This window comes from Halomonas sp. BC2 (genome assembly GCF_002078115.1).
Lineage (GTDB): Bacteria > Pseudomonadota > Gammaproteobacteria > Pseudomonadales > Halomonadaceae > Vreelandella > Vreelandella stevensii.
On record NZ_LFGT01000002.1, the window covers coordinates 99,999 to 117,817 of the forward strand.

The 17,819-nt window shown below is 60.8% G+C and carries 18 protein-coding genes; 7 read left to right on the top strand and 11 right to left on the bottom strand.

Going from position 1 to position 17,819, the window contains the following annotated elements; all coding sequences use genetic code 11:
- Positions 1-45: 45 nt before the first annotated feature.
- Complete coding sequence (locus B7L71_RS00995) at positions 46-318, bottom strand: XRE family transcriptional regulator (protein ID WP_081135288.1); 273 nt, start codon at positions 316-318, stop codon at positions 46-48.
- A 218-nt stretch (positions 319-536) separates the two neighbouring features.
- On the opposite strand from B7L71_RS00995, the gene purE reads away from it, so the two are divergent.
- The 3 genes from purE (at position 537) to B7L71_RS01010 (ending at position 4,014) form a co-directional block, all read left to right on the top strand.
- The gene (gene purE / locus B7L71_RS01000; RefSeq protein WP_016916523.1) at positions 537-1,064 is read left to right on the top strand and encodes a 5-(carboxyamino)imidazole ribonucleotide mutase; all 528 of its coding nucleotides are present in this window, start codon (positions 537-539) and stop codon (positions 1,062-1,064) included.
- A gap of 10 nt (positions 1,065-1,074) precedes the next feature.
- Positions 1,075-2,220: a 5-(carboxyamino)imidazole ribonucleotide synthase gene (locus tag B7L71_RS01005; protein ID WP_081135290.1), complete on the top strand. Its 1,146-nt coding sequence runs from the start codon at positions 1,075-1,077 to the stop codon at positions 2,218-2,220.
- Between the two features lie 168 nt (positions 2,221-2,388).
- The gene (locus B7L71_RS01010) at positions 2,389-4,014 is read left to right on the top strand and encodes a diguanylate cyclase domain-containing protein (protein WP_081135293.1); all 1,626 of its coding nucleotides are present in this window, start codon (positions 2,389-2,391) and stop codon (positions 4,012-4,014) included.
- On the opposite strand, the gene B7L71_RS01015 is transcribed toward B7L71_RS01010, so the two are convergent.
- The 8 genes from B7L71_RS01015 to B7L71_RS01050 form a co-directional block, all read right to left on the bottom strand.
- Entirely contained in the window at positions 3,992-4,816 is an 825-nt protein-coding gene (locus tag B7L71_RS01015; protein ID WP_081135296.1) for a TraX family protein, read from the bottom strand. The genes B7L71_RS01010 and B7L71_RS01015 overlap by 23 nt on opposite strands.
- A gap of 78 nt (positions 4,817-4,894) precedes the next feature.
- A complete protein-coding gene (gene iadA, locus B7L71_RS01020; protein WP_081135299.1) occupies positions 4,895-6,040 on the bottom strand; it encodes a beta-aspartyl-peptidase in 1,146 nt (381 codons plus the stop codon).
- 96 nt (positions 6,041-6,136) lie between these two features.
- Entirely contained in the window at positions 6,137-6,934 is a 798-nt protein-coding gene (locus tag B7L71_RS01025; RefSeq protein ID WP_081135302.1) for a transporter substrate-binding domain-containing protein, read from the bottom strand.
- Between the two features lie 332 nt (positions 6,935-7,266).
- A complete protein-coding gene (locus B7L71_RS01030) occupies positions 7,267-8,037 on the bottom strand; it encodes a transporter substrate-binding domain-containing protein (RefSeq protein WP_016916529.1) in 771 nt (256 codons plus the stop codon).
- A 139-nt stretch (positions 8,038-8,176) separates the two neighbouring features.
- Positions 8,177-8,905: an ABC transporter permease gene (locus B7L71_RS01035; RefSeq protein ID WP_081135305.1), complete on the bottom strand. Its 729-nt coding sequence runs from the start codon at positions 8,903-8,905 to the stop codon at positions 8,177-8,179.
- A 1-nt stretch (position 8,906) separates the two neighbouring features.
- The gene (locus B7L71_RS01040) at positions 8,907-9,608 is read right to left on the bottom strand and encodes an ABC transporter permease (RefSeq protein WP_016916531.1); all 702 of its coding nucleotides are present in this window, start codon (positions 9,606-9,608) and stop codon (positions 8,907-8,909) included.
- Positions 9,609-9,625: 17 nt separating this feature from the next.
- Positions 9,626-10,396 (bottom strand): ABC transporter ATP-binding protein, encoded by a 771-nt coding sequence (locus B7L71_RS01045; RefSeq protein ID WP_081135308.1) that lies wholly within the window; start codon positions 10,394-10,396, stop codon positions 9,626-9,628.
- Positions 10,397-10,614: 218 nt separating this feature from the next.
- Entirely contained in the window at positions 10,615-11,601 is a 987-nt protein-coding gene (locus B7L71_RS01050; protein WP_081135408.1) for a succinylglutamate desuccinylase, read from the bottom strand.
- Positions 11,602-11,894: 293 nt separating this feature from the next.
- Between B7L71_RS01050 and wrbA the strand changes: the two genes are divergently transcribed.
- Positions 11,895-12,494: an NAD(P)H:quinone oxidoreductase gene (gene wrbA / locus B7L71_RS01055; RefSeq protein ID WP_081135310.1), complete on the top strand. Its 600-nt coding sequence runs from the start codon at positions 11,895-11,897 to the stop codon at positions 12,492-12,494.
- Positions 12,495-12,657: 163 nt separating this feature from the next.
- On the opposite strand, the gene B7L71_RS01060 is transcribed toward wrbA, so the two are convergent.
- A complete protein-coding gene (locus tag B7L71_RS01060) occupies positions 12,658-13,731 on the bottom strand; it encodes a tartrate dehydrogenase (protein ID WP_016916536.1) in 1,074 nt (357 codons plus the stop codon).
- 119 nt (positions 13,732-13,850) lie between these two features.
- Between B7L71_RS01060 and B7L71_RS01065 the strand changes: the two genes are divergently transcribed.
- Positions 13,851-14,777: a LysR family transcriptional regulator gene (locus B7L71_RS01065; protein WP_081135313.1), complete on the top strand. Its 927-nt coding sequence runs from the start codon at positions 13,851-13,853 to the stop codon at positions 14,775-14,777.
- Between the two features lie 159 nt (positions 14,778-14,936).
- Here the strand turns inward: B7L71_RS01065 and B7L71_RS01070 are convergent, their stop codons facing one another.
- A complete protein-coding gene (locus B7L71_RS01070; RefSeq protein WP_050980345.1) occupies positions 14,937-15,500 on the bottom strand; it encodes a lipocalin family protein in 564 nt (187 codons plus the stop codon).
- Between the two features lie 203 nt (positions 15,501-15,703).
- On the opposite strand from B7L71_RS01070, the gene B7L71_RS01075 reads away from it, so the two are divergent.
- Both B7L71_RS01075 and B7L71_RS01080 read left to right on the top strand, forming a co-directional pair.
- A complete protein-coding gene (locus B7L71_RS01075; RefSeq protein ID WP_016916539.1) occupies positions 15,704-16,123 on the top strand; it encodes a secondary thiamine-phosphate synthase enzyme YjbQ in 420 nt (139 codons plus the stop codon).
- Positions 16,124-16,237: 114 nt separating this feature from the next.
- Positions 16,238-17,689 carry an alanine/glycine:cation symporter family protein gene (locus B7L71_RS01080; protein WP_016916540.1) on the top strand — a complete coding sequence of 484 codons (1,452 nt, stop codon included), beginning with the start codon at positions 16,238-16,240 and terminating at the stop codon, positions 17,687-17,689.
- Positions 17,690-17,819: the final 130 nt, after the last annotated feature.

Here is a 17,819-nt window from a genome sequence, read left to right on the forward strand (position 1 = left end):
TAGCCTACTTCATTGATGAGTCAGGAATTCAGGTAGTCGCTGCGGCTATGGCGCCTCCAGCTCTAGGGTGCGACGCAGAACATTGAGTTCATCAATATTCAGGTGCTCCAGCCTTCCGGCGAGCAGGTCGCTGATCTTCTGTACTGGCAAGCCTGCCCGGCGGGCAATTTCTCGGCTTCCCAAGTCTGATATGGCGATCAGACGTGTGATGATGCGCATGAGGCGCGTGCGTTTTTCCAGTTCCCTGACATCGAGGTCAGGGCTGCTTCGCGGAGGATCCTGCACTTCTGCGTGAGCAGTCGAGTATGCCGTACTCATGTGACTCCATGGGTCTGAAATGACAAACACACAATGCCGCCAACTCACGCGCTTTTCAATGCCTATTTAGATGAAAATTTCACGACCATGAGACAGCCCGCAAACGCGCTGGCTCTGGTAAACTATGCCCCTTCCCATTTTTTCAATGAGCCGCAGCCTGCACGCGGCTCGTTCCACTGTTTTTCGCTAGAACAGGCCGTTGGCCGAGGAGTTTTTGCATGTCGAACAGCGCACCTAAAGTGGGCGTGATCATGGGGTCAAAATCTGATTGGCCGGTCATGGAGCATGCGGTGGCGATGTTAGAGCGGTTGGGTGTTGCCTACGAAACCCGCGTGGTCTCGGCACACCGTACCCCGGACCTGCTGTTCGACTATGCGAAAAGCGCAGCGGAACGTGGCCTTCAGGTCATCGTGGCGGGCGCTGGCGGCGCGGCGCACCTGCCGGGCATGGTGGCCTCGCAAACGGCGCTGCCGGTGCTGGGGGTGCCGGTAGAGTCCAAGGCCTTGAAGGGGCTGGATTCGCTGCTCTCCATTGCACAAATGCCGGGTGGCATTGCCGTGGGCACGTTGGCCATCGGCAAAGCCGGGGCCACCAATGCGGGGCTGCTGGCGGCGCAAATCGTCGGCTTGCAGGACAGCGCCGTGCGTCAGGCCGTCGAGGCCTTCCGAGCAGAGCAAACGCAGCTGGTGCTGGATAACCCGGACCCCCGCCCGGATGCGCCTGCGGCCAGCGAATCGGCACAATAGGAAGCCCATCATGAGCGTGCATAGCAATCGCGTAAAACACATTGGCGTACTGGGTGCCGGGCAACTGGGCCGTATGCTGGCGTTGGCGGGCTACCCGCTGGGCAACACGTTTACCTTTCTGGACACCACCGGCAACCCCAGTGCCGGTATCGGTGAGGTGGTGGTCGACCCGGATAACCAGCATCTGGCGGCGTTCCTCGACAAGGTCGATGTGGTGACCTACGAGTTCGAGCACCTGCCCGTGGCGCTGGTGCAGCAGATCGAACAGCACAAGCCGGTCTACCCCAGCAGCCGTGCCATTGCCGTGTGCCAGAACCGCGTGGAAGAGAAGGCGCTGTTCGACCGGCTGGGCATCCCGACGCCGGCTTACCGGGTGGTAGAGAGCGCCGAGCAGCTGCAGGCCGCTGCCACTGAGCTGGGCTGCCCGGTGGTGGCCAAATCCGTCACCGAAGGGTACGACGGCAAGGGCCAGGCGGTGTTGAGAGCGCCAGAGCAGGCCCAGGCCGCCTGGGAGTCGATTGGCCATTCCCGGTTGATCGTGGAAGCCTTCGTCGATTTCGTGCGCGAAGTATCGATGATTGCCGTGCGTGGCCGCGATGGGGAGGTGGTGTTTTACCCCATGGCAGAGAACCAGCACGTAGACGGCATTCTGCGCTATTCGGTGGCGCCGCTGCCCGACCTGGACGACAGCGTTCAGCAAACCGCCGATGGCTACATTCGTGCGCTGCTGGATGAGCTGGATTACGTGGGCGTGCTGGCGCTGGAGCTGTTCCAGACCCGCGACGGTAGCCTGCTGGCCAATGAGATGGCCCCTCGGGTGCATAACTCCGGCCACTGGACCATGGACGGCGCGGTGACCAGCCAGTTCGAAAACCATCTGCGGGCCGTACAGGGCTTGCCGCTGGGCTCGACTCAGGCGATTGGCCCCACCTGCATGGTCAACGTGATTGGGCAGGAGGGCGACAACCCCGCGCTGCTGGCGATTCCCCATACCCACCTGCATCGCTACGACAAGGCCGAGCGGGCGGGGCGCAAGCTGGCCCACGTGAACGTCGTGGCGGCCAGCCATGCCGAGCTGCTGGAAAAAGTACGCACCTGCCAGGCACTGCTGCCGGGTGCCCCGGCGGTCGAGTGGAGCTTTGCCGACACGCTCTGAGCCGTGCGTTCGATGGCTGTCATGCTCTCTTCAAAGCCGCCCTTCGAGGCGGCTTTTTCATGTTCGAAGGCTACTTTTGCTGCGTAAACATGCTAAAAGATAAGGCGTGATAAAACGTTTGTATTAATCAATAAGATTGGCCCATAGGCCAACGAAAACGGGGGTTCTATGTCGCCCAGCAAGCCAGCGGCGCCGACAGCAACTGCGTCAGGGTTACGCAGCGGCTACCAGCGCGATCACCATCTCACCCTGCAACAGCTGCGCGGAGAAAAAGTGCGGATGTTGTATGACAACCTTTGGCAACCGGTGCTCAGTAGCGTTTTGGCGGGCGGGTTGCTGGTGGCGGCGATGTGGCCCGTGGTGGAAGGCTGGGTGCTGTTGGGTTGGTATGCTGCCTTGGTGGTGGTGTCGGGATTGCGTTTGGCGTTGGCTCACCGTTTCAAGCGCTTGCCGATTCAGCAGCAGCAACGGCACCGGTGGCTACGCTGGTTTGCCATGGGGGCCATTGTTTCCGGGGTGGTATGGGGCAGTACGGGAGTGCTGTTGTTCAGCCCTGAATATCCGGGGCAAATTGCGGCGCTGTCGATCGTGCTGGCCGGTATCGCGGCGGGAGGCGTCACGACGCTGTCATCGGTGTGGTGGGTGGCCACTGGCTTCGTATTGCCCATCCTGTTGCCTTTGAAGTTCCAGTTCATGCTGATGGGAACCTCGCTTTCCGTGTTGATCGGGCTGATGCTGGTGCTGTTTCTGCTGCTGATCCTGATCACCAGCCGCCGCTTGAGCCGAACCATCCATGACAATATCGCCCTGCGCGTTACCATGGCGGCCCGTGAGGCGCAGCTTCGGGAAAGCGAAAACCGCTATCGCTCGATTTTCCAGCACTCCCCTCTAGGTGTTTTGCACTTTGACGACCAGGGGCAGATCACCGACTGCAACAACAAGCTGCTGGAGATCCTGGGCGTCGAGCGTTCTCGGCTGCTGGGCTATCGCATGCTGGACCGTTCAGCCGATCGATACGTCGCCAAGGCTGTGTCGGCAGCCCTGGAAAAAGGCACCGGCTACTACGAGGGTACCTATCGGCTGCCTAGAGCCAGTGAGGGAACGCCACTGCGGGCATTCTTCAACGGCGTACATGGTATGGGCAACCGGATGATCGGCGGCGTGGCGATCGTCGAAGACTTCACCGAGCGTAAGCGCAGTGAGGAGATCATTTATCGTCAGGCGTACTACGATGCGCTGACGGACCTGCCCAATCGGCGTCTGTTCATCGAACGCATGGAAGCGCTGTACCAAGAGGCGGGCCATGCACGGCGGGGTGGTTTGGTAATGTTCATGGACATGGACCGCTTCAAGCTGATCAACGACACCCTGGGGCATGCCGCGGGCGATGACCTGTTGGTACAGGTAGCGCGGCGTCTGGAGTCGTGCTTGCGCGACGGCGACATGGCCGCCCGGCTGAGTGGCGATGAGTTTGTGCTGCTGGCGCAATTCCCGGAGCCAGAGCCGGACAAATTGAGAGCCCTGGCCGAGCAGTATATGCAGCGAGTGCAGCAGGCGCTGTCAGGGAAATATCGGCTGGAAGGCCGTTGGGTAGAGGTGACCCCGAGTATGGGCTACACCTGCTTTGCAGCGTCTACCTGTGACCATGCCGAAGTGCTCAAGCAGGCAGACACTGCCATGTATCAGGCCAAATTGGCGGGCCGTGCTCAGCTATGCCGCTATCAGCCCTGGATGCGAGAAGCAGTGAATAAACGAGCGGCCGAGCAAACGCCTAACTGGCCAGCTGACCGCTAAGCAATAGCCACAGCGCAATCAGGGCGAAGTGCCCCGGGTACCAGGCCAGCCACAGGCGGCGGGGCATGGCCAGCGCCACGGGCGGTACGCGCTGGGCGGCGCCTGCGGCCAGCATCAGCACCAGAACACAGGTGCCGACGGTAAAGGATTTGGCCATGTCCGACGCGTTCATCTGCCCGGCGATCCACAGCACCGGAAACGCCGCCAGACCCGCCCATAGCCTTGATTTGAGAGCATCGCGGGTCTCGCTGAGGGCCTGCATGGCAAACATGAACAGCGGAATCAGTAGCAGGCCGTTGTGGCCATACTCCACCCAGAAGCCCAGCAGATACCAGGCGGTGACACACACGGCGGCCCCCAGCATCAGCCAACCCAGGCCCAGCGTCTGTGCCTGATAGTGCTGCCACCCCTGGCGTACCAAGGCACCGAGTGCCAGGCCGCTGGCCAGCGTAAAGCAGACATTCAGGATAAACGCATCCGAGGCCCTGGGCATCATCATGTAGGGCACTTGTGCCGCGATACCGATGATCAGGATACGGCGTGCGTAGCGCAGCGGGTTGCGGGTGTTGAACAGGCCGTGCCAGGCCACCATGGCAGCAAACAGCGGAAAGGCAATGCGCCCAATCGAGGAACCCGCCCAGCCCAGATCCCAGGCATCGGGCAGTACGTAGCGGGTCAGGTGGTCCACGGTCATGGTGAACAGCGCAAGCCACTGACCCCAGGCGGTCCAATGGGACGAGGGGCGCATCGTCTCGGGTAGGCCCGTGGAGGGCGTTGCGTGTGCCGCTGAGTGTTCTGCCATGTTACCTCCTTGTAAAAGCGCATTATGCCATTAAAGACCCGCATTGGCTGAGCAAGTTCGCTGGGCGGCCTCGGGCGCTCAGGGAGCGCTGAAAATCGGTTTGCCCAGTGCCCACACGTGGTCAATGGCCCAGCGCCCTTCGCTCAATACGATGAAATCGGCATCCGAGCCGGGTATCAGGCGGCCTTTTTGGGGAAGCTTCAAGGCATCGGCGGCGGTGGTGGTGGCACATTGCAGGGCGTGCTCCATGCGGATCTGGTGGTCGTTGACACACTCGCCCAACACGTCGAACAGGCTGCTGAGTCTGCCGGGTTTCAGGCCCACGAAACGGCGCTGGTCATCGAACTCCGGCAGCGAAGCGTTGGCATCCGAGGAGAGGCTGAGCTGGCTCGGATCGATCCGCGCTTTCAGTGCCCGCGCTACCGCCTCGGAGGCGGGCACTTCGCCACCGGCCAGCAGCTCGGGGGTGGTGCTGGTGGTGAAGTCGATGCGTCCGCCTTCACGGGCAAAGCGCAGGCCGTCTGCGAACAGTGCGCCGGTACGGTTGATGTGGGTCGGGTAGAACTGCGTGATGGGAATGGCGCTGGTGCTGGACACCTGACGCAGTGGTTCCAGGTGGGAGTCGGCGTCGCCGGTATGAATGAACACGATGCCGGATTTGCCTGCCAGCAGCCCGGCCGTGCGGGCGTCGGAAGCCAGTCGCGTCAGCTCCTGGGTAGTGGGCTGGGAGCCACGGTGGTCGCTGATGGCCACTTCGCCCACCCCGATGAATTCCGGCACGTAGAGAATGTCGCTGGCCACCGTGCCGGTCAGCGTGACCGGAGGCAGCTGATAAGAGCCGGTGTAGGCGTAGGTGCTCAGCCCACCGGCAGCGAGCTCCCGCGCCTTGCCGATCAGGTTGGCGGGGGTGCGGGTAAGGGCATCGGTGCCCAGAGCGCCAATCAGGGTGGTCACGCCTGAAGCGCAGGCGTCTGCCAGGCTGAGTTCTGCAGTGCGGTTGCCAAACCCGCCTTCACCGCCCCCGCCAATGTAGTGCACCAGCGGGTCGACCAGCCCCGGAATCACCCGACGGCCCTCCAGGTCGATGGTCTTGATCAGCGTGCCCAGTTGGTACGCTTCGTTGGCATCCAGCACGGCCGCGATGCGCTGGTCGGCGATCAGCAGATGGCACAGCCCGCGGGGTTCTGGGGCAAAAAGCTGGGCGTTTTTGACAAGTGTCAGCATGGGCTTTCCGGAAAAGTGATGAGCAAACGGTACGCGCCGACCTGAGGTCGGCGCGTGTAGGCGGGTGGCGCGGTTCAAGCGCGGCGGCCGCCGATCTTACAAACGTACATCGTAGTTGAAGTAACGGTTCATGATTTCATCATAAGTGCCGTTCTCTTTCACCGCACGCAGGGCGTCGTTGAAGCGTTCGGCGAGGGCCTCGTCACGGGGGCGGAACGCGACGCCAACGCCCTTGCCAAAGATTTCCTCGGGTTCTTTGATGAAGTCGCTGATGCGCTGGAAATCGCTTTCGGGCGTGTCGATGTCGATGGCGGCTTCGGCAATTGGGTAGTCCATGAACGTCAGGTCCAGGCGGCCTGCCAGCAGGTCGGTGACCACATCGTCCACACCGGTATAGCGGCGAATTTCCAGCACGTCGCCGTAGAGTTCGGTGACATAGTTATCCTGCAGGGTTGCTCGCTGTACGCCGACCGTGAGCCCTTCCAGGCTGGCCCGGTCTTCGATGTCGATATCGTGGGCGTGGGTCGTGATCCAGGCGCTGGGAGTGGTGTAGTAAGCCTCGGAGAACAGCACGCGCTGGGCGCGCTCGTCGGTAATCGCCATGGACGACATGATGGCGTCGTAGTTACGGGCCAGCAGGCCGGGAATGATGCCGTCCCAGTCTTGTTCTACCCAGGTGCAGCTCACTTCCATGTAGTCGCATACGGCATTGCCCAGCTCGATTTCAAAGCCGGTGAGGGTGCCGTCGGCTTCCCGGTACATGAAGGGCTCGTAGGGAATATCCACACCCAGACGGATCTCGTCGTAGTCCCGGGCCATTGCGGCAGTGGATACCATGGAAAGTGAAGCACCAGCCGCCAGCACGGCAGCCACGGACAGCGTTGCATAACGCATGGTCAGTCTCCTGAAGCGATTTTTAGTAGGTATGTGGGTGTTGCTTTATGCCAAGCGCCGAAAGGGGCGGCTACAGCATGGGGTGCGCCAGGCGTGTGAGTGCCCTGCGTCGATCACGCATGGCAACATGCACGCACAGAGGCGTGATTCGGCACGGGCGTGCCAAAGAGGGGACTATTCGTCGAACCACTCGCTCAGGTAGAAGCGGGCAATGGTGCCACGGGTACCTGGGCGTTGCGCATGGGGCGCAGAGGGGAGTAGGCGGTATGACATCATGGTATTGGCGTGCTGCCATGCCTTCCCTGAGGAAGGCATGGCGAGACGGTCAATGTTTACTCTTCGCCAAAGTAGCGAGCGTAGATTTCATCGTAGGTGCCGTCTTCCTGCAGCTCGGCCAGTGCTTCGTTGAAGCGCTCGGCCAGGGCCTGGTCGCGCTGGCGGAAGGCGATGCCGAAGCCGTCACCGAAGTACTCCTTGGGCTCGCTGATGCGCTCGCCTACGACCACGTACTCGGTGTCTTCGTTGTTCAGCAGGGTGGACTGGCCGATCGGATAGTCGAGGAAGACGATATCCAGGCGCTGTGCCTGCATGTCCAGCACCATGTCGTCAGCGGTGGAGTAGCGGCTGACGCTGGCAATACGGCCGTACTGGTCGGTCACGTAGTTGTCTTGCAGGGTGCCGCGCTGTACGCCGATGGTCTTGCCGGCCAGGGTCTCTTCGTTGGCGTCACTGAGTTCCAGACTGGCGGGGGCGAACCAGGCCGACGGCATGGTGATGTAGGGGTCGGAGAACAGCACCTGCTGACGACGCTCGTCGTTGATGGTCATCGACGACATGATGGCATCGTAGTTACGTGACATCAGGCCCGGAATGATGCCGTCCCACTCCTGCTCGATCCACTCGCAGGTCACGCCGATGCGCTCGCACAGAGCGTTGCCCAGGTCGATATCGAAGCCGGTCAGCTCGCCCTCGGGGGTGCGGTATTCCATGGGCTCGTAAGGTACGTCCACGCCGATACGCACGTGGTCGTAATCACGGGCTTGAGCAGAAGACGCGGCAGCCACGGCCAGGCCCAGCAGAGAAACGGTCAGCAGTTTTTTCATTGTAGACTCCAAAGGAAGCAGGTTCACCGGAGGTGATCCCCTTTAAGCTACCCCAGCTTGCGGTTGGCGAAAAGGGGGGGTGACCTGAATTAAACCAACGCTTGTTTTACGTTGGCGTACGTTGGATTTTTCGTCATGCTCAGGTTTGTGGCCGCAAATGTGCCAGCAGCCGTTTTTCCAGGTAACGGAAAAAATACAGGATGGCAAAGGTGAGGCACAGATAAATGGCCGCCACGAACAGGAAGGCATCGAAGGGGGCATAGAAGCGCGCATAGACGAAGCGTGCGGCCCCGGTCAGGTCCATCAGGGTGACGACGCTGGCAATGGCGCTGGCATGCAGCATGAAGATGACTTCGTTACCGTAGGCGGGCAGGGCACGGCGAAAGGCGCTGGGCAGGATGATACGGCGCATCATCAGGCTGTTGGACATGCCATAGGCCTTGGCGGCCTCGATTTCACCCCGTGAGGTGGCCTTGATGGCACCCCGGAAAATCTCCGTGGTGTAGGCCGCCGTGTTCAAGGTGAAGGCGATCAGTGCCGGGTAGAAGGCTTCGCGCAGCAGCGGCCACAGGAAGGTTTCCTGAATGCCATCGATGAACACCACCCCGTAGTAGATGATGTAGAGCTGAATGAGCAGCGGGGTGCCACGAAACACATAGGTATACACATAGACCGGCAGGCTGATCCATTTGTGCCGTGAGCTACGCATGATGGCCAGCGGGACAGCCAGGATCAGCCCGGCCACCAGCGAGAGGAACACCAGCTGGGTGGTGGTCACCAGGCCTTCCCAATAGTAGCCTAGGGTGGTGGGGGTGAAGATCAGGTTACCCGCCAGTAAATCGTTGAACCATGCAGAGATGTCCAGCATGTCACTGTCCCCCGAAGCCGATGTCGTAACGTTTTTGCAACCGTGCGAAGACCCACTCGGAGACGCTGGCAATCAACAGATAGGCCGCCGCCACCGGAATCAGGAAGACAAACGGCTCGTGGGTGGCCCGAGAGGCTTCTGCCGCCACCCGCACCATGTCCGTCAGGCCGATCACCGATACCAAGGCGGTGGTCTTGAGCAGCACCATCCAGTTGTTGGAGAGGCCGGGCAGCGCATGACGCATCATCTGGGGAAAGCGGATACGCCGAAACACCAGTGCGTTGCTCATGCCGTAGGCCTTGCCTGCCTCGATCTGGCCATTGTCGACGGCCATGAATGCCCCGCGAAAGGTTTCGCCCATGTAGGCGCCGAAGATGAAGCCGATGGTGAGGACACCGGCCGCGAAGGCGTTGAAGTTGATGTAGATATCGATGTCGTAGCGGTCATAGAGCATATCGCTGATCGCATTGACCCCGATCTGCCCGCCGAAGAACAGCAGCATCATCAGCACCAGGTCGGGCACCCCACGAATCACCGTGGTGTAGACCGTTGCGCTACGGCGCAATAGCCAGTTGCGGGACATTTTGGCGCTGGCGGTCAAGAGCCCCAGCACAATCGCCAGGATCAGCGAGAGGAGGGCCAACTGAACGGTTACGCCTGCGCCTTCCAGCAGGCGGGGGCCGTAGCCTTGCAAATCAAGCATCGTGCATGCCTCGCGGATCAGTATTTGGGCGCCAGAAACTGCTTCAGGCGCGGCGATTGCGGGTTGCCCAGCACGTCATCGGGCGTACCGGCTTCTTCCACGAGGCCCTGGTGCAGGTAGATCACCTTGCTGGACACGTCCCGGGCAAAGCTCATCTCATGGGTCACCACTACCATGGTGCGCCCTTCGTTGGCCAAATCGCGCATGACCTTGAGCACGTCGCCCACCAGCTCAGGGTCCAGCGCCGAGGTGGGCTCGTCGAACAGCATGACTTCCGGGTCCATGGCCAGCGCCCGGGCGATGGCGCCACGCTGCTGCTGGCCACCGGACATTTGCGCCGGGTAGGCGTTGGCACGCGCGCTGAGGCCGACTCGGTCGAGCAGCGCGTGGGCGTGTTCGATGGCTTCTTTCTTGGGTTTACCCAGCACGTGAATCGGCGCTTCGATGATGTTTTCCAGCAGCGTCATGTGGGCCCACAGGTTGAAACTCTGGAAAACCATGGAGAGCTTGGCGCGCATCTGCACGACCTGTTTCCAGTCGGCGGGTTCGCGGCCATGGCGGGTGGTCTTGAAGCGGATCTGTTCGCCATGGACGATCAGGTCGCCGTCATCGGGCTGTTCCAGCAGGTTCATGCAGCGTAAAAAGGTGCTTTTGCCAGACCCTGAAGCACCAATCAGGGTGATCACATCACCTTTCTGGGCTTCAAGAGAGAGGCCTTTGAGGACTTCTGTATCGCCGAAGCGCTTTTTGATGTTACGCACTTCAAGGGGAGTCGGCGTAGCGGCCATAACTTAGGCTCCAGTACAGGGTTGCCGCAGCAACAACGAATGAGTGTTCGTGTTTCTGTGCGGCTGGCGCGAAAAAAGGGGCGATTCTATCAGGAGTGCGCCGGAGACGCGTACTTTATCAGGCCGACCTTGGTCGTGTTGCCTGAAGAGCACTCCTGATGGCCCCTCTACGTTATTGTTATCTAACTGCCTTTTTCATCAACGGGGCTTTCTGTTGGCTAGAGAGCCGTTCGTTCCGGCGCCACCAGCAAGGCGGCTCGGGCACCTATCTCGACCTGAGCGTTGGGAAACACCACGTGTAGCGGCGTCTCTTCCACCACGAAGTCACCGGCGGTGGCATCCTTGGCCAGGCAGGTGCCGGTATCGAAGCGGCTGAAGTTGGGCACGTCTTCATCGAAACAGAGCGTGAAGTCTTCGGAGTGACGCATCAGTTCATGCTGCACCCGGTAGAATGCCATGGTGCTGGCCGACTGGGAGGGGGGCGTATAGCCGCTGCCCAGCGCACTGATCAACGTGAGTATGGGAGCCAGGGCGTCCATGTCGTTGTGGCCGAACGGGGCGACTTGCCCCAGCTCGAAGGTAAAGGCCTGGGCACCATGGTAGTGCTTGCTGTAGTGAGAAAACGTCCAGCTATGCTGATGCTGGTGCAGCACGGCCTGCATGTCGGCGGCGGCCAGCCACTCCCACTGTTCAGAGTCGGTCGCCGACTCGGCGAATGGCTCGACCGCGAAGCGGGTATGCAGGCTGCCGCGGATGGCGGTATGCAGGTCGTAATGCAGCCGAGGCAGGGCGTGATGGCGGGCATAGAACGTATCCACGGCCTCCATCAGCTGGCGCGCCCGTTCGGGCTCGTCGCCCTGGTCGGCCAGTTCGCGCTTGAACAAGCGATTCAGGTTGGTGGTGATGTAGCGCTGCTGGGCCTTGAGGGCAGGAATGTTGCCCAGAATCACCAGCACGGGAGCGCCCAGTTGCAGGGTGCTGGCTTCCAGAGCGGCCAGCCATTCGCCCAGCAGTTCTACCGGAGCGGTCTCGTTGCCATGAATGGCGGCAGAAAAGACACAGGCCCGGGCATCGGGGCGCAAAATGTTGGGCGTTAGCTCCAGTATGCCCGGTCGGTGCAGATGGTAGCTGCCGCTGGCAAAGCGGCCTATGCGTGGCGACGGGCGTTCATCGTCAAGGGTCCAGTCGAGCCATTGGCCTAGCATGAAAGTGTCCTTGGTCATGGGCATCTACTTGTGTTGCCCTACCTTTACCACGCTCAGCTCGTGTCGCAAGGGGTGGCGTCGTGCGCGTGAAAATGGTCGGTGCGAGGATGAAAGTAACCCGTAAAAAAGCGCCCATGGCGTGATCCACAAGCGCTTTGCAAGGTGCCCACATCGATGAAATCGATTCAGAGCGTCGAAAACTTTCGCTAATAAGTGGCTGGGGCTGGACTATGCTGTAACCAGTCCTTGCTGCCCGTCTGGGGCAGCGTGTCGTCATCTGAAAGGAGTGAGCCATGACGAAGATATTGGTACTGTATTACTCGATGTATGGGCACATCGACACCTTGGCGGCCGCCGTGGCAGAAGGCGCCGAAGGCGTGGAGGGGGTCGAGGTCACCGTCAAGCGCGTACCGGAAACCATGCCGGAAGATGCGTTCAAGAATGCCGGTGGCAAGCAGGACTTCACTACTCCGGAAGCCACGCCTGGAGAGTTGGCCGACTACGATGCCATCATCTTCGGCACGCCGACGCGCTTTGGCAACATGGCGGGGCAGATGCGTACCTTCCTCGACCAGACCGGCGGGCTATGGGCGAAGGGTGCACTGCGTGGCAAGGTCGCCAGCGTATTTACCTCGACCGGCACCGGCGGCGGCGACGAGATGACCATCACGTCGACCTGGACCACCCTGGCCCACCACGGCATGGTCATCGTGCCGATTGGTTACGGCATCGAAGAGCAGTTCGATATCTCGAAGGTCAGCGGCGGCACGCCCTATGGCGCGGCGACGCTGGCAGGCGGCGACGGTTCGCGTCAGCCGGACGACCGCGAGCTGAAAATAGCCCGTTTCCAGGGTAAATACGTGGCTGAAGTCGCTGCCAAACTGACCAGCTAACGCTCAGCGCGCACAGTGTGAACGCCTGCCCCGTTGAGGGCAGGCGTTCGCGCTTTTACAACTAATTTTTATCAACTACCGTTTCAACCACCTTTACCAACCACCTTTACCAACCATTTTTACCAACCACATTGATCAACGACATGGCCAGTGGGGCCTGACGCTAGCCGCGCAGGCGCTCGGCAATGGCCTTGCCTAGGCTTTCCGTGGTGCCCTGGCCGCCCACGTCGCGGGTGAGCACCTGCGGGTTCCCTTCACTGAGCACGGCTTCGATGGCCTCGACCATGGCGTCGGCAGCTTCCTTGTGTCCCAGATGTTCCAACATCATGGCGCCTGACCAGATTTGGCCGATAGGGTTGGCAATGCCCTTGCCCGCAATGTCGGGTGCGCTGCCATGAACCGGCTCGAACAGGCTGGGGAACTTGCCTTCCGGATTGATATTGGCGGAAGGCGCAATGCCGATGGTGCCGGTGCAGGCCGGGCCCAGGTCGGAGAGGATGTCGCCGAACAGGTTGCTGCCCACGACCACGTCGAACCAATCGGGGTGCAGCACGAAGTTGGCCGTGAGGATGTCGATATGGAACTTGTCGACGTTGATATCCGGGTACTGTTTGGCCATCTCGGCGACCCGCTCGTCCCAGTAGGGCATGGTGATCGAGATGCCGTTGGACTTGGTGGCCGAGGTGAGCTTCTTGCGTGGTCGCGTCTGGGCCAGGTCGAAGGCGTATTTCAAGACTCGGTCGACCCCGGTGCGGCTCATCACGGTTTCCTGAATGACGATCTCCCGCTCGGTGCCTTCGAACATCTTGCCGCCGATGCTGGAGTATTCGCCTTCGGTGTTTTCACGCACCACGTAGAAGTCGATATCCCCCGGGGCGCGACCGGCCAGCGGGCTCTTGATGCCCGGCATCAGTTTGCAGGGGCGCAGGTTGATGTATTGATCGAACTGGCGGCGGAACTGCAGCAGCGAGCCCCACAGGGAAATATGGTCAGGCACTTTGTCCGGCCAGCCCACGGCGCCATAAAACAGCGCATCAAAGCCCTTGAGCTGCTCGTACCAGTCATCCGGCAGCATCTTGCCGTGCTCAAGGTAGTAGTCGCAGTTACCGAACTCAAAGGTGGTGAACTCCAGCGCGAGGTCGAAGCGCTGGGCCACCGCTTCCAGTGCGCGAATACCTTCCGGCATGACTTCTGTGCCGATGCCGTCGCCAGCGATGACTGCAATCTGATGGGCCATGGGGCCTCCTTTTTTTATGGTCGTGTGAAAGGCGTACCGTTCATGCAGTGTAGCGGCTGTTGGCGATGAGATATTCAGGCTACTATTCAAGCCATTGTTGCTTTCAGGTATAGAATCCCATGGCTCCACTGGACGATCTGGCGTTTTTTCAGCAGTTGGCTCGAGCGGGCAGCCTGACGGCGACAGCCCGGGAGTTGGGTATTTCCCTCTCGGCGGTGAGTAAACGGCTGAAGCAGCTGGAGGCGCGGCTGGGGGTGTCGCTGGCGGCGCGCACGACCCGCCGCCTGACGCTGACCGCCGAAGGCGAGCGCTATCTTGCCCAGGGCAGCCTGATTCTCGATGAGCTGGACGCCCTGGAGAGTGACCTGCGCGACGCGGCCAGCCATGGGCTGCAGGGGCGCTTGCGGGTCAATGCCACCTTTGGCTTTGGGCGACGCCACATTGCGCCGCTGCTGTCACACTTCTGCGTTCGGCATCCGGGCATCGAGAGCTGGCTGGAGTTGACCAACTTTCCCCTCAATCTCAGCGACCATGGGTTCGATGTGGGGATTCGCATTGGCGAACCGCCGGATTCACGGCTGGTGGCTCGGCGTATCCTGCCCAATCGGCGCATGCTCTGTGCGTCGCCGAGCTACCTTGCCAACATGCCCGCCCTGCGTACGCCGCAGGATCTGGCGCAGCACCGCTGCCTGTTGATCCGCGAGAACGATAGTGACTTTGCGCTGTGGCGCTTCGAGCAGCGTGCGGCAGCGCGGCGCCAACAATCGGTCAAGGTCAGTGGCCACTTGGCCAGCAACGATGGCGAAGTGGTGACGCGACTGGCGCTGGATGGCCATGGCGTCATGCTGCGCTCCTGGTGGGATGTCAACGAACACCTGGCCAGTGGCGAGCTGCAACTGCTGCTGCCCGAGTGGCAGGGCGTACGGGCAGACTTCTATGCGGTGTTCGAGCAGCGCCGCCATACCCCGGCCCGCATCCGTGCGCTGATCGATTTTCTCCAGCAGGAGATCGCGGGCCGGGTGCCTGCGCTGCCTGACGCTGAGTAGGTGCTGTGCAGGCGAGCCTGGCTCTGTCTGAAAAGTCGGCGAGCGAAGAACAGACAAGGCAAAAATCGGTGAAAAGACGGAGTTTACACGCTGTAAATGAGTACTTTGATCCGATTTTTAACGCCGTATGGTCGAGCGCAGCCAGTTTTCAGGCAGAGCCTAGCGGCCGGGACAGCGCTCGTCTTGAACCACATCGATCAGCTCGTCGGTAGGGAAGTCCAGCTCGGCGGCTTGCTGGCGCAGGCGCGCTTCCAGCTCGCTATCCAGCGTGGGTGTGCGTGCCAGAATCCACAGGTAGTCTCGGTTAGGGCCGGAAACCAGCGCCCACTGATAGTCGTCATCCAGTGCCAGCACGTTGTAGCCGCCGTAGAACGGGCCAAAGAAGCTTACCTTCAGGCGGCCAACGCTGTCGTCATCGATGAAATAGGCCCGGCCCTCGGCTTCGTCCCAGCTGCCTTCTTCCAGGTTGTAGCCCCGGTTGATGACCCGCACACCGCCATCGTTGCGCAGACTGTAGTTGGCGGTCACGCAGTCCAGCCCGCGCTCGAAGGAGTGGTCCAGACGAGCGATTTCATACCACTCCCCGAGGTACTGATCGAGCTCGAACCCGGTGACGGCCTCGGTGCCATCGGGGATGCCCGTGCATCCGGCCAGCAGCACGCTCGAAACACAAAGCGCCGATGCCGTTGCCAGTTTCCTTGGCGACAGTAGGGAATAGCGCATGACGACCTCCATGTGAACGGTTCCTTGCAAGCGATGGGAATATCGCCATTCAATTTAACAGCGAGGCGACGCCACCGCCATGGCGGCGATGACCTGTGGTGAGTTTTATGGGTGCGCGGCGAAATAGGCTATGGTTGAACGAAATGTTTGGGTTTGAAGACACCCATGCTTGTTTGCAGGCCCACCATGACAAAGGAGTGTTTATGTGGCACCAACAAGAGATTCACCTGCCCGACATGCCGAGAGGCTTCCATCTGATCACTGATGAGATTGCTCGGGCACTGCCCTGCCTCGAAGAGTGCCATCAGGGGCTGGTGCACTTACAGCTTCTGCATACCTCGGCCTCCTTGACCCTGAATGAAAACAGCGACCCGGATGTACGTCACGACCTGAACGCCTTTCTGCGTCGCCTGGTGCCCGAAGGGCTGGATTACTTTCGACATACCCTGGAAGGGCCGGACGACATGCCTGCCCACGTGGTGTCCAGCCTGCTGGGTACCCAGCTGAGCCTGGCCGTGCGCGATGGGCGTTTGGCGCTGGGCACTTGGCAAGGCATCTGGCTGGGCGAGCATCGCGAACAGGGCGGACCCAGAAGAATCCTGGCGACCATCACGGGCTGCTGAGCATGGCGCAGCGTTTCTTTCCGTGTATGGACTAATTTGCCATTTTTATTGCCATTTTGGTGCAGCCGTGAAGAATGATGCGCCTTCACTTTATTCAATCAAGGTCGATTAACCATGGATGCGACACTTTCATCCCTGTTGACGGCGGTCGTGGATCGCAGCAACGGGCTGTTATGGGGCAGCGTACTGATTTATCTGCTGATTGGAGCAGGTCTCTATTTTACCGTGATGACACGGGGAATTCAGATTCGCTATTTTGGCCACATGTTCAAACTGCTGCGTACCTCGCGGCAGTCCAATGGCGGGATCTCCTCCTTTCAAGCGCTCTCGACCAGCCTGGCGGCTCGGGTGGGAACGGGTAACCTGGCCGGGGTGGCGGTCGCCATTTACTTCGGTGGCCCAGGGGCCATTTTCTGGATGTGGATGACCGCCATGGTCGGCATGGCGACCAGTTTCGTGGAGTCCACGCTGGCGCAGGCCTACAAGACCGACCACGGCGACAACACCTTCCGTGGCGGCCCGGCTCGCTATATCGAGCGTGGCCTTGGGCTGCGCTGGCTGGCGGTGCTGTTTTCGATCTGTTTGATCATTGCTTTCGGCCTGGCCTTCAATAGCGTGCAGGCCAACTCCATTGCCCAGGCCATGGAGCAGGCGTTTGCCATTCCCACCTGGGCCATGGGCCTGGTGCTGATGGCCGTCGTGGCGCCGATCATCTTTGGCGGCTTGAAGTCGATTGCCAAGGTGGCCGAGCTGGTCGTGCCGCTGATGGCCTTGCTGTATCTGGTGTTGGCACTGGTGGTGGTGGCCCTGAATATCGCCGACCTGCCCGCCGCGCTGCTGACTATCGTGCAGAGCGCCTTCGGCATCGAGCAGGCCGCAGGCGGGGCCATGGGCTATGCCATTTCCCAGGCCATCATCAACGGTATTCAGCGCGGTCTGTTCTCCAACGAGGCGGGCATGGGCTCTGCTCCCAACGCGGCGGCCACGGCCAGCACCCGGCCGGATCATCCGGCGGCCCAAGGGTTCATTCAGATGCTGGGGGTCTTCCTGGATACGCTGGTGATCTGTACCGCCACGGCGGCCATCATCATCATGGCGGGCCCGGAACTGCTGGCCAGCGAGGAGAGCAACGGCATCCAGCTGACGCAGATGGCGCTCTCCAGCCATGTGGGCGAGTGGGGCGGCATGTTCATTGCGGTGGCGATTCTGCTGTTTGCGTTCACGTCCGTGATTGCCAACTACTCTTACGGTGAGTCCAACATCGAATACCTGGCTGGCCGCCGGGCACCGCTGGCGGTGATGCTGTATCGTCTGGCCGTGCTGGGCATGATCATGGTGGGCTCGGTGGCCAGCCTGGGAGCCATCTGGAATTTTGCCGACCTCTCCATGGGCATGATGGCGATCATCAACCTGGTGGCCATTCTGATGCTGTCGCCCATTGCCTTTGCGCTGTTCAAGGATTACGACGCGCAGTTGAAGGCAGGCAAGGAACCGGTGTTCGACCCCAGCCAGTTCCCCAAGCTGGCCAATAAGGTGGACCCCAAGGCCTGGCCCAAAAAGCCCTGAACGCGTCATGAAAACGCCCCGCCCGTGTTGCCGCCATGGCCACGGAGCGGGGCTTTTTTAAGGTCATTGCATTCTAGCGAGACAGTGAAGCCATTCCCGGAAAAGTGCGATGAACCTTGTTGATGGCGGA

What these genes read in the sequence shown, in the direction of transcription:
- B7L71_RS00995 (WP_081135288.1), bottom strand. Translation starts at nt 318, where the DNA reads ATGAGTACGGCATACTCGACTGCTCACGCAGAAGTGCAGGATCCTCCG.
- purE (WP_016916523.1), top strand. Translation starts at nt 537, where the DNA reads ATGTCGAACAGCGCACCTAAAGTGGGCGTGATCATGGGGTCAAAATCT.
- B7L71_RS01005 (WP_081135290.1), top strand. Translation starts at nt 1,075, where the DNA reads ATGAGCGTGCATAGCAATCGCGTAAAACACATTGGCGTACTGGGTGCC.
- B7L71_RS01010 (WP_081135293.1), top strand. Translation starts at nt 2,389, where the DNA reads ATGTCGCCCAGCAAGCCAGCGGCGCCGACAGCAACTGCGTCAGGGTTA.
- B7L71_RS01015 (WP_081135296.1), bottom strand. Translation starts at nt 4,816, where the DNA reads ATGGCAGAACACTCAGCGGCACACGCAACGCCCTCCACGGGCCTACCC.
- iadA (WP_081135299.1), bottom strand. Translation starts at nt 6,040, where the DNA reads ATGCTGACACTTGTCAAAAACGCCCAGCTTTTTGCCCCAGAACCCCGC.
- B7L71_RS01025 (WP_081135302.1), bottom strand. Translation starts at nt 6,934, where the DNA reads ATGCGTTATGCAACGCTGTCCGTGGCTGCCGTGCTGGCGGCTGGTGCT.
- B7L71_RS01030 (WP_016916529.1), bottom strand. Translation starts at nt 8,037, where the DNA reads ATGAAAAAACTGCTGACCGTTTCTCTGCTGGGCCTGGCCGTGGCTGCC.
- B7L71_RS01035 (WP_081135305.1), bottom strand. Translation starts at nt 8,905, where the DNA reads ATGCTGGACATCTCTGCATGGTTCAACGATTTACTGGCGGGTAACCTG.
- B7L71_RS01040 (WP_016916531.1), bottom strand. Translation starts at nt 9,608, where the DNA reads ATGCTTGATTTGCAAGGCTACGGCCCCCGCCTGCTGGAAGGCGCAGGC.
- B7L71_RS01045 (WP_081135308.1), bottom strand. Translation starts at nt 10,396, where the DNA reads ATGGCCGCTACGCCGACTCCCCTTGAAGTGCGTAACATCAAAAAGCGC.
- B7L71_RS01050 (WP_081135408.1), bottom strand. Translation starts at nt 11,601, where the DNA reads ATGCTAGGCCAATGGCTCGACTGGACCCTTGACGATGAACGCCCGTCG.
- wrbA (WP_081135310.1), top strand. Translation starts at nt 11,895, where the DNA reads ATGACGAAGATATTGGTACTGTATTACTCGATGTATGGGCACATCGAC.
- B7L71_RS01060 (WP_016916536.1), bottom strand. Translation starts at nt 13,731, where the DNA reads ATGGCCCATCAGATTGCAGTCATCGCTGGCGACGGCATCGGCACAGAA.
- B7L71_RS01065 (WP_081135313.1), top strand. Translation starts at nt 13,851, where the DNA reads ATGGCTCCACTGGACGATCTGGCGTTTTTTCAGCAGTTGGCTCGAGCG.
- B7L71_RS01070 (WP_050980345.1), bottom strand. Translation starts at nt 15,500, where the DNA reads ATGCGCTATTCCCTACTGTCGCCAAGGAAACTGGCAACGGCATCGGCG.
- B7L71_RS01075 (WP_016916539.1), top strand. Translation starts at nt 15,704, where the DNA reads ATGTGGCACCAACAAGAGATTCACCTGCCCGACATGCCGAGAGGCTTC.
- B7L71_RS01080 (WP_016916540.1), top strand. Translation starts at nt 16,238, where the DNA reads ATGGATGCGACACTTTCATCCCTGTTGACGGCGGTCGTGGATCGCAGC.